Annotated in this window: 10 protein-coding genes; all 10 read left to right on the forward strand. The window is 57.6% G+C overall.

All coding sequences use genetic code 11. The features are described 5' to 3' along the window. The first annotated feature begins 11 nt into the window (after positions 1 to 11). From ACF8PE_RS18080 to ftsQ, 10 genes are read left to right on the forward strand one after another with little or no spacing between them, the layout of a single operon-like run. Positions 12 to 1,778, forward strand: a complete 1,767-nt coding sequence (locus ACF8PE_RS18080; RefSeq protein WP_032616530.1) for a peptidoglycan glycosyltransferase FtsI — start codon at positions 12 to 14, stop codon at positions 1,776 to 1,778. Continuing rightward, entirely contained in the window at positions 1,765 to 3,252 is a 1,488-nt protein-coding gene (gene murE, locus ACF8PE_RS18085; RefSeq protein ID WP_279868189.1) for a UDP-N-acetylmuramoyl-L-alanyl-D-glutamate--2,6-diaminopimelate ligase, read from the forward strand. The genes ACF8PE_RS18080 and murE overlap by 14 nt, the downstream gene beginning before the upstream one ends. Continuing rightward, positions 3,249 to 4,604: a UDP-N-acetylmuramoyl-tripeptide--D-alanyl-D-alanine ligase gene (gene murF, locus ACF8PE_RS18090; protein WP_059308727.1), complete on the forward strand. Its 1,356-nt coding sequence runs from the start codon at positions 3,249 to 3,251 to the stop codon at positions 4,602 to 4,604. The genes murE and murF overlap by 4 nt, the downstream gene beginning before the upstream one ends. Then, positions 4,598 to 5,680: a phospho-N-acetylmuramoyl-pentapeptide-transferase gene (gene mraY, locus ACF8PE_RS18095; protein ID WP_032616534.1), complete on the forward strand. Its 1,083-nt coding sequence runs from the start codon at positions 4,598 to 4,600 to the stop codon at positions 5,678 to 5,680. The genes murF and mraY overlap by 7 nt, the downstream gene beginning before the upstream one ends. Before the next feature lie 2 nt (positions 5,681 to 5,682). Then, on the forward strand, positions 5,683 to 6,999 hold the full coding sequence (gene murD, locus ACF8PE_RS18100) for a UDP-N-acetylmuramoyl-L-alanine--D-glutamate ligase (protein WP_392495142.1): 1,317 nt from the start codon (positions 5,683 to 5,685) through the stop codon (positions 6,997 to 6,999). Further along, entirely contained in the window at positions 6,999 to 8,243 is a 1,245-nt protein-coding gene (ftsW, locus tag ACF8PE_RS18105) for a cell division protein FtsW (protein WP_392495143.1), read from the forward strand. Before murD ends, ftsW begins: the two co-directional genes overlap by 1 nt. After that, the gene (gene murG, locus ACF8PE_RS18110; protein WP_392495144.1) at positions 8,240 to 9,304 is read left to right on the forward strand and encodes an undecaprenyldiphospho-muramoylpentapeptide beta-N-acetylglucosaminyltransferase; all 1,065 of its coding nucleotides are present in this window, start codon (positions 8,240 to 8,242) and stop codon (positions 9,302 to 9,304) included. The genes ftsW and murG overlap by 4 nt, the downstream gene beginning before the upstream one ends. Positions 9,305 to 9,363: 59 nt before the next feature. Beyond that, on the forward strand, positions 9,364 to 10,839 hold the full coding sequence (gene murC / locus ACF8PE_RS18115; RefSeq protein WP_144883781.1) for a UDP-N-acetylmuramate--L-alanine ligase: 1,476 nt from the start codon (positions 9,364 to 9,366) through the stop codon (positions 10,837 to 10,839). Continuing rightward, positions 10,832 to 11,752: a D-alanine--D-alanine ligase gene (locus ACF8PE_RS18120; RefSeq protein ID WP_392495145.1), complete on the forward strand. Its 921-nt coding sequence runs from the start codon at positions 10,832 to 10,834 to the stop codon at positions 11,750 to 11,752. Before murC ends, ACF8PE_RS18120 begins: the two co-directional genes overlap by 8 nt. 1 nt (position 11,753) lies before the next feature. After that, positions 11,754 to 12,590 (forward strand): cell division protein FtsQ, encoded by an 837-nt coding sequence (gene ftsQ / locus ACF8PE_RS18125; RefSeq protein ID WP_032616542.1) that lies wholly within the window; start codon positions 11,754 to 11,756, stop codon positions 12,588 to 12,590. Positions 12,591 to 12,592 lie beyond the last annotated feature (2 nt).

A 12,592-nucleotide genomic window follows, 5' to 3' on the forward strand; every position in this document is an offset into this window, starting at 1 on the left:
AAACGCGACGCATGAAATCCGCGGCGAAGGCGCTAAAACCAAAACGTCAGGAAGAACAGGCCAGCTTCATCAGCTGGCGTTTTGCGTTGCTTTGCGGCTGCATTTTACTGGCGCTGGGTTTCCTGCTGGGACGCGTGGCGTGGCTGCAAATCATTGCCCCTGACATGCTGGTACGTCAGGGCGACATGCGCTCCCTGCGCGTGCAGGAAGTGTCAACCTCGCGTGGTCTGATCACCGACCGTTCCGGCCGTCCGCTGGCGGTCAGCGTGCCGGTGAAAGCGATCTGGGCCGATCCCAAAGAACTGCATGATGCCGGTGGGATCTCGCTCGATAACCGCTGGAAGGCCCTCTCCGACGCGCTGAAAATGCCGCTCGATCAGCTGGCTGCCCGCGTCAATGCGAACCCGAAAGGGCGCTTTATCTATCTGGCGCGTCAGGTTAACCCTGATATGGCCGACTACATCAAAAAACTGAAGCTGCCGGGGATTCACCTTCGTGAAGAGTCGCGTCGTTACTACCCATCCGGGGAAGTGACCGCGCACCTGATTGGCTTTACCAACGTCGACAGCCAGGGTATTGAAGGCGTCGAGAAAAGTTTCGATAAGTGGCTGACCGGCCAGCCGGGCGAGCGTGTGGTCCGTAAAGACCGTTATGGCCGTGTCATTGAAGATATCTCTTCCACCGACAGCCAGGCGGCGCACAACCTGGCGCTGAGCATCGACGAGCGTCTGCAGGCGCTGGTGTATCGTGAACTGAACAACGCCGTCGCTTTTAACAAAGCGGAATCCGGCAGTGCGGTACTGGTGGATGTCAGCACCGGCGAAGTGCTGGCAATGGCCAGCAGCCCATCCTATAACCCGAATAATTTTGCCGGAACCGCCAAAGACGCCATGCGTAACCGTTCGATCACTGACGTCTTCGAGCCAGGTTCAACGGTCAAACCGATGGTGGTGATGACAGCGCTGCAGCGCGGCATCGTCAACGAAAATACCGTGCTGAACACGGTGCCTTACCGAATCAACGGTCACGAAATCAAAGACGTGGCGCGTTACAGCGAATTGACCCTCACCGGGGTTTTACAGAAGTCGAGTAACGTCGGCGTTTCTAAGCTGGCGTTAGCGATGCCGTCCTCAGCGTTGGTAGAAACTTACTCGCGTTTTGGACTCGGAAAGGCGACCAATTTGGGGTTGGTCGGAGAACGCAGTGGCTTATATCCTCAAAAACAACGGTGGTCTGACATAGAGAGGGCCACCTTCTCTTTCGGCTACGGGCTAATGGTAACGCCGTTACAGTTGGCGCGTGTCTATGCAACGATTGGCAGCTATGGCGTCTATCGCCCGCTGTCGATTACCAAAGTTGATCCGCCGGTTCCCGGTGAGCGTATCTTCCCGGAATCGATCGTACGCACCGTCGTGCACATGATGGAAAGCGTGGCCCTGCCCGGCGGCGGTGGCGTGAAAGCGGCGATCAAAGGCTATCGCATCGCGATTAAAACCGGTACGGCGAAAAAAGTCGGGCCGGATGGCCGCTACATCAATAAATACATTGCATATACCGCAGGCGTTGCGCCTGCGAGTAATCCGCGTTTTGCGCTGGTGGTGGTTATCAACGATCCACAGGCGGGTAAATACTACGGTGGCGCCGTTTCCGCGCCGGTCTTTGGTGCCATCATGGGCGGCGTACTGCGCACCATGAACATCGAGCCGGATGCGCTGACAACGGGCGAGAAAAGTGAATTTGTGATTAATCAAGGCGAGGGAACAGGTGGCAGATCGTAATTTGCGCGACCTTCTTGCTCCGTGGGTATCAGGTTTACCTGCGCGAGTCCTGCGAGAGATGGTACTCGACAGCCGGGTGGCTGCCTCGGGCGATCTTTTTGTGGCAGTAGTCGGTCATCAGGCGGACGGGCGTCGGTATATCCCGCAGGCGATAGCGCAAGGTGTAGCTGCCATTATTGCTGAGGCAAAAGATGAAGCCGCTGATGGCGAAATACGTGAAATGCACGGCGTGCCGGTCATCTATCTCAGCCAGTTAACCGAACGACTCTCCGCGCTGGCGGGGCGTTTTTATAACGAACCTTCTGACCAGTTGCGTCTGGTTGGCGTAACCGGCACCAACGGTAAAACCACCACCACGCAGCTGATGGCGCAGTGGGCGCAGCTGCTGGGTGAAACCAGCGCGGTGATGGGTACGGTGGGGAACGGCCTGCTGGGCAAAGTGAACCCAACGGAAAACACCACCGGCTCTGCCGTCGACGTACAGCATGTGCTGGCCGGTCTGGCAGGGCAGGGCGCAACCTTTGCCGCAATGGAAGTCTCTTCTCACGGGTTGGTTCAGTACCGTGTTGCGGCACTGAAATTTGCCGCCTCCGTGTTCACTAACCTGAGCCGGGACCATCTCGACTACCATGGCGACATGGAAAACTACGAAGCGGCAAAATGGCAGCTGTATGCCACGCACCATGCCGGTCAGGCGATTATCAACGCTGATGACGAAGTGGGGCGCCGCTGGCTGGCTAAGCTGCCGGATGCCGTTGCGGTCTCCATGGCCGACCATATCAACCCGAACTGCCACGGTCGCTGGTTGAAAGCCACCGAGGTGATCTATCACGATAGCGGCGCGACCATTCGCTTTGCATCGAGCTGGGGTGAAGGCGAAATCGAAAGCCGCCTGATGGGGGCGTTCAACGTCAGCAACCTGTTGCTGGCTCTCGCTACCCTGCTGGCGCTGGGTTATCCGCTGGCAGAATTGCTTGGCACCGCCGCGCGTCTGCAGCCGGTTTGCGGGCGTATGGAAGTGTTCGCCGCCCCGGGTAAACCTACTGTTGTGGTGGATTATGCCCATACCCCGGATGCGCTGGAGAAAGCGCTGGAAGCCGCGCGTCTGCACTGCGCCGGTAAACTATGGTGCGTCTTTGGCTGCGGCGGCGATCGCGATAAAGGCAAACGCCCCCTCATGGGTGCCATTGCCGAGCAATTCGCGGATATCGCGGTAGTGACCGATGACAACCCGCGTACCGAAGAGCCGCGCGCCATCATCAACGACATTCTGGCTGGCATGCTGGATGCCGGACGTGCTCGTGTGGTGGAAGGCCGCGCCGAAGCGGTAACTAACACCATCATGCAGGCCGGTGAGAACGACGTGGTGCTGCTGGCCGGTAAAGGCCATGAAGATTACCAGATCGTCGGCACTAACCGTCTGGACTATTCGGACCGTATCACCGCGGCGCGTCTGCTGGGAGTCATGGCATGATTAGCGTAACGCTAAGCCAACTGGCCACTATCCTGGGCGCAGACGTCAGCGGCGAGCTGACCTTCGATGCCGTCACCACCGACACGCGTAAAATTACCCCCGGCTGCCTGTTTGTGGCGCTGAAGGGTGAGCGTTTCGATGCGCACGATTTTGCTGAGCAAGCGAAAGCGGCGGGAGCTGGCGCATTGCTGGTGAGCCGTAAACTGGATATCGACCTGCCGCAGGCGGTGGTGCAAGACACGCGTCTGGCGTTTGGTGAACTGGCCGCATGGGTTCGCCAGCAGGTCCCGGCGCGTATTGTGGCGCTGACCGGCTCTTCCGGCAAAACCTCCGTTAAGGAGATGACCGCCGCGATCCTTAGCCAGTGCGGTAACACGCTCTATACCGCAGGCAACCTGAATAACGATATCGGCGTGCCGATGACGCTGCTACGTCTGACCCGTGAGCATGAATATGCGGTGATCGAACTGGGGGCTAACCACCAGGGCGAAATCGCCTGGACCGTGAGTCTGACGCAGCCGGAAGCGGCGCTGGTAAACAACCTCGCCGCGGCGCACCTTGAAGGTTTCGGCTCGCTGGAAGGCGTGGCAAAAGCGAAGGGCGAGATCTACACCGGTCTGCCGGTCAACGGCATCGCCATCATGAATGCCGACAACAACGACTGGCTGAACTGGCAAAGTGTCATCGGGGATCGCAAAACCTGGCGCTTCTCACCGAATGCCGCCAATAGCGACTTCACCGCCACCAACGTCCACGTGACCTCCCACGGCACAGAATTTACCCTGCAGACTCCAACAGGGGATGTAGAGGTGCTGTTGCCGCTGCCGGGTCGTCACAATATCGCGAATGCCCTGGCGGCCACCGCCCTGGCAATGGCGGTCGGCGCACCGCTGTCGGCCATCAAAGCCGGGCTGGCAAACCTGAAAGCGGTCCCCGGACGCCTGTTCCCTATCCCGCTGGCGGAAAACAAACTCCTGCTGGATGACTCCTACAACGCCAACGTCGGCTCTATGACTGCTGCAGTACAGGTGCTGTCTGAGATGCCTGGTTACCGCGTGATGGTGGTCGGCGATATGGCCGAGTTGGGCGACGAGAGCGAAGCCTGCCATATCCAGGTGGGTGAGGCGGCGAAAGCCTCCGGTATCGATCGCGTGTTAAGCGCTGGTCATCTCAGTAAAAACATCAGCCAGGCCAGTGGTGTCGGGGAGCATTTTGCCGATAAAGCGGCGTTGATTGCCCGTCTTAAGACGCTGGTCGAAGAGCAGCAAATTGTGACAGTTTTAGTGAAAGGTTCACGCAGTGCTGCCATGGAAGAGGTTGTGCACGCTTTACAGGAGAATGGGACATGTTAGTTTGGCTGGCCGAGCATTTGGTCAAATATTATTCCGGCTTTAACGTCTTTTCTTATCTGACGTTTCGCGCCATCGTCAGCCTGCTGACTGCGCTGTTCATCTCATTGTGGATGGGTCCGCGCATGATTGCCCGTCTGCAAAAACTCTCTTTCGGTCAGGTTGTGCGTAACGACGGCCCTGAGTCGCACTTCAGTAAACGCGGTACGCCGACCATGGGCGGCATTATGATCCTCACCGCGATTGTGGTGTCGGTGCTGCTCTGGGCTTACCCGTCAAACCCGTACGTCTGGTGTGTGCTGGTGGTGCTGGTGGGCTATGGCATTATCGGTTTTGTCGACGACTACCGCAAAGTCGTGCGTAAAGACACCAAAGGGCTGATCGCCCGCTGGAAGTATTTCTGGATGTCGGTGATCGCGCTGGGCGTCGCCTTTGCGCTCTATCTGGCAGGAAAAGACACTCCGGCAACCGAGCTGGTGGTGCCGTTCTTTAAAGACGTGATGCCGCAGCTGGGGCTGTTCTACATCCTGCTGGCCTACTTTGTGATTGTCGGTACTGGTAACGCCGTAAACCTGACCGATGGCCTGGATGGTCTGGCAATTATGCCTACCGTCTTCGTGGCGGCCGGTTTTGCACTGGTGGCGTGGGCGACAGGTAACATGAATTTTGCGAGCTACCTGCACATCCCTTATCTGCGACACGCCGGTGAACTGGTGATCGTCTGTACGGCGATTGTCGGTGCGGGCCTCGGCTTCCTGTGGTTCAACACCTACCCGGCGCAGGTCTTTATGGGCGACGTGGGTTCGTTGGCACTCGGTGGCGCGCTGGGCATCATCGCCGTGCTGCTGCGTCAGGAGTTCCTGCTGGTGATCATGGGCGGTGTGTTTGTGGTTGAAACCCTGTCGGTGATTTTGCAGGTTGGCTCCTTCAAGCTGCGCGGTCAGCGCATCTTCCGTATGGCGCCTATCCATCACCACTATGAATTGAAAGGCTGGCCAGAGCCGCGCGTCATCGTGCGCTTCTGGATTATTTCGCTGATGCTGGTGCTGATTGGCCTGGCAACGCTGAAGGTACGTTAATCATGGCAGATTACCAGGGTAAAAAAGTCGTTATCATCGGGTTGGGCTTAACCGGCCTCTCCTGCGTGGACTTTTTCCTCGCACGAGGCGTTACGCCTCGCGTGATGGATACGCGTACCTCTCCGCCGGGTCTGGATAAGTTGCCGGAGCAGGTTGAACGCCACCTTGGTGGTCTGAATGAAGCGTGGCTTCACACCGCCGATCTGATTGTCGCCAGCCCGGGCATTGCCCTGGCCCACCCGGCGTTAAGCGCGGCGGCAGAGGCGGGCGTCGAGATCGTCGGTGATATCGAACTGTTCTGCCGTGAAGCTCAGGCGCCGATCGTGGCCATTACCGGTTCCAACGGCAAAAGCACCGTCACCAGCCTGGTGGGTGAAATGGCGAAAGCGGCGGGCGTGAATGCCGGTGTGGGCGGCAATATCGGCCTGCCAGCATTGATGCTGCTGGATGCAGCCCGCGAGCTGTACATCCTTGAACTCTCCAGCTTCCAGCTGGAAACCACCTCAAGCCTGCAGGCGGTCGCTGCTACCATCCTCAACGTTACCGAAGATCATATGGATCGCTATCCGTTTGGTCTGCAGCAGTACCGCGCCGCCAAGCTGCGTGTCTATGAAAATGCCCGCGTCTGCGTGGTGAACGCCGATGATGCGCTGACCATGCCAGTGCGTGGGGCAGATGAACGCTGCGTGAGTTTCGGTATTAATATGGGCGACTATCACCTGAACCGTCAGCAGGGCGAAACCTGGCTGCGGGTGAAAGGTGAAAAGGTGCTGAACGTGAAAGAGATGCACCTGACGGGCCAGCATAACTACACCAACGCCCTTGCCGCACTGGCGCTGGCGGATGCCGCCGGCTTGCCGCGCGCCACCAGCCTGAAAGCCCTGACTACCTTCAGCGGTCTGGCGCATCGCTTCCAGCTGGCGCTTGAGCATAACGGCGTTCGCTGGATCAACGATTCAAAAGCCACCAACGTTGGCAGCACCGAAGCGGCGCTGAATGGCCTGCACGTTGAGGGTACCCTGCATCTGCTGCTGGGGGGCGACGGCAAAGCTGCCGATTTCTCTTCGCTGAAACAGTACCTCAGCGGCGACAACGTGCGTCTTTACTGCTTTGGCCGTGACGGGGCAGAACTGGCGGCGCTGCGCCCGGATATCGCTGAGCAAACCGATACCATGGAGCAGGCGATGCGGCTGATTGCCCCGCGCGTGAAGCCGGGTGACATGGTGCTGCTCTCGCCAGCCTGCGCCAGCCTCGATCAGTTTAAGAATTTCGAGCAGCGTGGCGATCTCTTTACCCGTCTGGCGAAGGAGTTAGGCTAATGCGCTTCTCTCTCCCTCGCCTGAGGATGCCGCGCATGCCGGGATTCAGCATCCTGGTGTGGATTTCGTCGGCGCTCAAAGGCTGGGTCATGGGGTCACGGGATAAAGATTCCGATAGCCTGGTGATGTACGACCGTATGCTGCTCTGGCTCACGCTGGGGCTGGCGGCGATTGGCTTTATTATGGTGACCTCAGCCTCAATGCCTGTCGGGCAGCGTCTGGCTAACGATCCTTTCCTGTTTGCCAAGCGTGACGGGCTGTACATCATTTTGGCGTTCTGTCTGGCGATGGTGACCTTACGTCTGCCGATGGTCTTCTGGCAACGCCACAGTACCGCCATGCTGATCGCCTCGATCGTCATGCTGCTGATCGTACTGGTGGTGGGTAGCTCGGTGAACGGGGCCTCGCGCTGGATTGCCTTTGGCCCGCTGCGTATTCAGCCTGCCGAATTCACCAAGTTGTCGCTGTTCTGCTATCTCGCCAACTATCTGGTGCGCAAGGTGGATGAGGTTCGTAACAACCTGCGCGGCTTCTTAAAACCGATGGGCGTGATCCTGGTGCTAGCGGTTCTGTTGCTGGCCCAGCCTGACCTCGGGACCGTGGTCGTACTGTTTGTTACCACCCTGGCGATGCTGTTCCTGGCGGGGGCGAAACTCTGGCAGTTCATCGCCATCATCGGAATGGGGATCTCCGCAGTGGTACTGCTGATCCTTGCCGAACCGTACCGTATCCGTCGTGTGACCTCTTTCTGGAATCCCTGGGAAGATCCCTTCGGCAGCGGTTATCAGCTGACCCAGTCATTGATGGCCTTTGGCCGCGGTGAAATGTGGGGTCAGGGGTTAGGGAATTCAGTGCAAAAACTGGAGTATTTACCCGAGGCGCATACCGACTTCATCTTCTCCATCATTGGGGAAGAACTGGGTTATATCGGTGTGGTATTAGCGCTTTTAATGGTATTCTTCGTCGCTTTCCGTGCGATGTCAATCGGCCGGAAAGCACTGGTTATCGACCACCGTTTCTCAGGTTTTCTGGCCTGTTCAATCGGTATCTGGTTCAGTTTTCAGGCTTTAGTTAACGTAGGTGCCGCAGCCGGTATGCTGCCAACCAAAGGTCTGACGCTGCCGTTAATCAGTTATGGTGGTTCGAGTCTGTTGATCATGTCGACCGCCATTATGTTTTTGCTACGCATAGATTATGAAACGCGTCTGGAAAATGCCCAGGCGTTTACACGAGGTTCACGATGAATCAACCGAAGCGGTTAATGGTGATGGCAGGCGGTACCGGCGGGCATGTGTTCCCGGGACTGGCGGTTGCGCACCATTTAATGGATCAGGGCTGGCAGGTACGCTGGCTGGGAACCGCAGACCGCATGGAGGCCGATCTGGTACCGAAGCACGGGATTGAGATCGACTTTATCCATATCTCCGGCTTGCGCGGCAAGGGGATCAAAGCCCTGCTGCTGGCTCCGGTGCGCATTTTCAACGCCTGGCGCCAGGCGCGGGCGATCATGAAGCGTTTCAAGCCGGACGTGGTGTTGGGAATGGGCGGTTATGTCTCGGGTCCTGGTGGGCTGGCGGCGTGGTCGCTGGGGATCCCGGTTGTGCTGCATGAGCAGAACGGTATTGCCGGTCTGACCAATAAGTGGCTCTCCCGTATCGCCAGCAAAGTGATGCAGGCGTTTCCCGGCGCATTTCCGAAAGCGGATGTGGTGGGTAACCCGGTGCGTGTGGACGTGCTTGCGCTGCCGTTGCCGCAGGAGCGTCTTGTCGGGCGCGAAGGCCCGGTGCGTGTGCTGGTGGTGGGCGGCTCTCAGGGCGCGCGCATTCTGAACCAGACGCTGCCGCAGGTTGCGGCCAAGCTTGGTGACGCGGTGACCATCTGGCATCAAAGCGGGAAGGGCGGTCAGCAAACGGTCGAGCAGGCCTATGCCGATACGGGCCAGCCGCAACATAAAGTGACTGAATTTATCGACGACATGGCGGCGGCGTATGCTTGGGCCGATGTCGTGGTCTGCCGCTCCGGCGCGCTGACGGTGAGCGAAATTGCCGCCGCAGGCTTACCGGCGCTGTTTGTGCCATTCCAGCACAAAGATCGTCAGCAGTACTGGAATGCGTTGCCGCTTGAGAAAGCCGGCGCCGCGAAAATTTTTGAACAGCCGCAGTTTACCGCAGACGCGGTCGCCACCACCCTGGCGGGCTGGGACCGGAAGACATTACTGGAGATGGCGCAGCATGCACGTGCCGCAGCGATCCCGGATGCAACGGAACGGGTGGCAAAAGAAGTGAGCCTGGCAGCCCAGGTTTAACCCTCGCAGCGCGTGTTGCGCTGCACGAATTTTTTGAAGTAGTCGATGGCGTTTAGAGAATGAATACACAACAACTGGCGAAACTGCGTTCAATCGTGCCCGAGATGCGTCGCGTCCGGCACATTCATTTTGTTGGCATCGGCGGCGCCGGTATGGGCGGTATTGCCGAAGTGCTGGCGAATGAAGGCTACCAGATCAGCGGTTCCGATCTGGCGCCGAACCCTGTTACGCAACAGTTGGCGTCGCTCGGTGCGACTATCTATTTTAACCATCGCCCGGAAAACGTCCTTGATGCCAGCGTGGTGGTCGTTTCCAGCGCGATCTCTGCCGACAACCCGGAAATTGTTGCTGCACACGAAGCACGTATCCCGGTGATCCGCCGTGCAGAGATGCTGGCCGAGCTGATGCGTTTTCGTCACGGCATCGCCATTGCCGGAACCCACGGTAAAACCACCACCACGGCGATGGTCTCCAGCATTTATGCTGAAGCGGGCCTCGATCCGACCTTCGTCAACGGCGGCCTGGTCAAAGCCGCGGGCGTACACGCGCGCCTGGGTAACAGCCGTTATCTGATCGCTGAAGCGGATGAAAGTGACGCCTCTTTCCTGCATTTGCAGCCGATGGTGGCAATCGTGACCAACATCGAAGCCGACCATATGGATACCTACCAGGGCGACTTCGAAAATTTAAAGCAAACATTTATAAACTTTCTCCACAATTTGCCGTTTTATGGACGGGCCGTCATGTGTGTAGACGACCCGGTGATCCGCGAACTGCTGCCGCGCGTGGGCCGTCAGATCACGACCTACGGTTTCAGCGAAGATGCCGATGTTCGGGTGGAAAGTTACAAACAGATTGGTGCGCAGGGGCATTTCACCCTGGCACGTCAGGATAAAGAGCTGCTGCAGGTAACGCTGAATGCGCCGGGTCGTCACAACGCCCTGAACGCCGCGGCGGCCGTTGCGGTCGCAACAGAAGAAGGCATTGATGACGAGGCCATTTTGCGGGCGCTGGAAAGCTTCCAGGGCACCGGTCGTCGTTTCGATTTCCTTGGCGAGTTCCCGCTTGAAACCGTGAACGGAAAAAGCGGAACCGCGATGCTGGTTGATGACTACGGCCATCACCCGACCGAAGTGGACGCCACGATCAAAGCGGCGCGCGCGGGCTGGCCGGACAAAAATCTGGTCATGCTGTTTCAGCCACACCGCTATACCCGTACGCGCGACCTCTATGACGATTTCGCGAATGTGCTTTCACAGGTTGATACCCTGTTGATGCTGGAAGTTTACGCGGCGGGCGAAGCGGCGATTCCGGGCGCAGACAGTCGCTCTCTTTGCCGCACCATTCGCGGTCGCGGCAAGATCGACCCGATTCTGGTCTCCGATCATGCCCAGGCGGCAGCGATGCTTGCTCCGGTGTTGACCGGCAATGATTTGATTCTGGTGCAGGGTGCGGGAAATATCGGCAAGATCGCCCGTACTCTGGCTGAAATCAAACTTAAGCCGCAAATTTCGGAGGATGAACGTCATGGCTGATAAGATTGCGGTCCTGTCTGGCGGCACTTCTGCAGAACGCGAAGTCTCTCTGAATTCGGGCGCGGCGGTGCTGGCAGGGCTTCGCGAAGGCGGTGTTAACGCGCATCAGGTCGATCCGAAAGAGACTGACGTGACGCGCCTGAAAGAGATGGGTTTTGCTAAAGTCTTTATCGCGCTGCACGGCCGCGGCGGTGAAGATGGTACGTTGCAAGGGCTGCTGGACATCATCGGTCTGCCTTATACCGGCAGCGGTGTGATGGCCTCGGCCATCTCCATGGACAAACTGCGCAGCAAACTGCTGTGGCAGGGGGCCGGTTTACCGGTTGCGCCATGGGTGGCTATGACCCGTCGTGAATTTGAGCAGGGCCTTGACGCCAGCATCACTGAACGTATTGCGGCGCTGGGATTGCCGGTGATTGTGAAACCCAGCCGTGAAGGCTCAAGCGTAGGAATGTCTAAAGTTGATGAAGCTGGCGATATATCATCTGCATTAGCGCTGGCATTTCAACATGATGAAGAAGTTTTGATTGAAAAATGGCTCAGCGGACCGGAATTTACCGTTGCGATGCTTGGCGAAGAAATTTTACCATCAATTCGTATCCAACCAGCTGGAACCTTCTATGATTATGAGGCGAAGTATCTCTCTGATGAGACGCAATATTTCTGCCCAAGTGGTCTGGAAGCGGAGCGTGAAGCCATTTTAAACGCCTTGGTGCTAAAAGCCTGGCATGTACTTGGCTGCCGTGGCTGGGGACGGATCGACGTGATGCAGGATAGCGATGGGCAGTTTTATCTGCTGGAAGCCAACACCTCACCGGGTATGACCAGTCATAGCCTGGTGCCGATGGCGGCGCGCCAGGCGGGAATGAGCTTCTCGCAGTTAGTGGTTCGTATTCTGGACCAGGCGGGCTGATATGTCTCAGGCTGCGCTGAACACGCGAAACCGTGACGAAGAAGAAGAGTATTCCTCTTCGCGACGGAGTAATGGAACGCGTCTTGCAGGGATTACCTTCCTGCTCGCCGTGCTGTGTACGGTGTTTGTCAGCGGCTGGATGGTGCTCGGCTGGATGGAAGATGCACAACGTCTGCCTCTGTCGAAACTGGTGGTGACAGGTGATCGTCACTACACGCGTAATGATGATATCCGTCAGTCGATTCTGGCATTAGGATCGCCCGGCACCTTCATGACGCAGGATGTGAATATTATCCAGAGCCAGATTGAGCGTTTGCCCTGGATTAAACAGGCGAGCGTTAGAAAGCAGTGGCCGGATGAATTGAAGATTCATCTGGTTGAATATGTACCCATTGCGCGTTGGAATGATCAGCATATGGTTGACGTAGATGGAATTTCTTTCAGCGTCCCGGCCGATCGTGTCAGCAAGCAAAATTTACCTATGTTGTATGGTCCTGAAGGCAGCGAAAACGAAGTGCTGGAAGGTTTCCGTAACATGGGGCAAGTGCTGGCTAAAGATCGTTTTACCCTGAAACAAGCCGCGATGACGGCGCGTCGTTCCTGGCAATTGACGCTGACGAACGATATTAAGCTGAATCTTGGCCGGGGTGACACGATGAAGCGTCTGAACCGTTTTGTAGAACTTTATCCCGTTCTACAGCAGCAGGCGCAGGCTGAAGGCAAAAGGATTAGCTACGTTGATTTGCGCTATGACTCAGGCGCATCGGTCGGGTGGATCCCGGCGCCGGTTGAGGAACCTAATCAGCAACAGACTCAGGCTCAGGTACAGGCAGAATAACA

The sequence above is a fragment of the Leclercia sp. GLN_9 genome (assembly GCF_043105735.1).
Taxonomy (GTDB): Bacteria; Pseudomonadota; Gammaproteobacteria; order Enterobacterales; family Enterobacteriaceae; genus Enterobacter; species Enterobacter adecarboxylatus.